Source organism: Bacillus sp. GMs2/2, assembly GCF_050172095.1.
In the GTDB taxonomy this organism is placed as follows: Bacteria; Bacillota; Bacilli; order Bacillales; family Bacillaceae_G; genus Bacillus_A; species Bacillus_A cereus.
This window is the reverse complement of record NZ_JBNLYE010000712.1, coordinates 1-1212: the sequence shown is the minus strand read 5'-3', so window position 1 is coordinate 1212 and position 1212 is coordinate 1. Positions and strand designations below refer to the sequence as shown.

The following is a 1212-nucleotide window of genomic DNA, read 5'->3' as shown; positions in this document are numbered from 1 at the left end:
ATTATAAGATAGTTATGCGTTAATTTTAGTTTGAAATAATTATGTTGTCAGTTTTTTCAGAAATCTTACAAGCGTGTAAGGTAAATGAAAGATGAATCAATATGAGCTGTAAGACAATTCATTTACACTTTATAGTGAGCAGTGGAAATGAAGGGAGAATATACATGGAAATTTTACATGCAAAAAGTATTAGTAAAGTATATAAAGGGAAAGTACCTTATAAAGCATTAGTAGATATTGATTTATCAATTCAAGAAGGTGAATTTGTAGGAATTATGGGTCCATCAGGTAGCGGAAAAACAACGTTATTGAATATGGTATCTACTATTGATTCTCCATCATCGGGAGAAATATTTATTAATGGCACAAATCCTTTTCAATTATCATCAGAAGAATTAGCGTTATTCCGCAGAAAACAATTAGGATTTGTTTTTCAATCATTTAATCTTCTTAGCACACTTACTGTAAAAGAAAACATCGTATTGCCGATGACTTTAGATGGTGTTTCCGTGCAAGAAATGAACAAGCGATTGGAAGAGATTGCAGAGAAGTTAAATATTACAGATATATTGAATAAAAGAACGTTTGAAATATCAGGGGGACAAGCTCAAAGAACAGCAATCGCTCGTGCGATCGTTCATAAGCCGCAATTATTACTTGCAGATGAACCAACAGGGAACTTGGACTCTAAATCTTCAAATGATGTAATGGAGATGCTTGATACTCTTAATAAAGAAGAAAAAGCAACGATGATGTTAGTTACACATGATCCGTATGCTGCGAGTTTTTGCAGTAGAGTAGTATTTATTAAAGATGGTCAACTATATAACGAAATTTATTGTGGTGAAAGCAGACAAGCCTTTTATCAAAAGATTATGGATGTTCTTTCTTTGTTAGGAGGGAAAAGGCATGACTTTTCGTCAGTTCGCATTTAATAATATTTTTCGTAATAAGCGTACATATGCTGCCCATTTTTTTAGTAGTACATTTTCTATTATGGTTTTCTTTACGTATGCTCTTTTATTATTTCATCCTGATTTACAAGGGGAATTAAAATCAACAAGTGCAACAATGAGTGCATATGGTACGATGGGATTTACAATTTCGCAAGGTTTGATTTTTGTATTTTCATTTTTCTTTATTCTATATTCAGTTAGTTCATTTTTAAAAACTCGTAAGAAAGAATTTGGCATATTAATGATGCAAGGTATG

1 protein-coding gene and 1 pseudogene are annotated in these 1212 nt (G+C 31.8%); both read left to right on the top strand.

Features of this window, described 5'->3' with window-relative positions; translation table 11 throughout:
- The first annotated feature begins 164 nt into the window (after positions 1-164).
- Positions 165-935, top strand: a complete 771-nt coding sequence (locus ACQGS6_RS28915) for an ABC transporter ATP-binding protein (protein ID WP_000404277.1) — start codon at positions 165-167, stop codon at positions 933-935.
- A pseudogene (locus ACQGS6_RS28910) lies at positions 910-1212 on the top strand (ABC transporter permease); the annotation flags it as partial. The gene ACQGS6_RS28915 and the pseudogene ACQGS6_RS28910, both read left to right, overlap by 26 nt.

What these genes read in the sequence shown, in the direction of transcription:
- ACQGS6_RS28915 (WP_000404277.1), top strand. Translation starts at nt 165, where the DNA reads ATGGAAATTTTACATGCAAAAAGTATTAGTAAAGTATATAAAGGGAAA.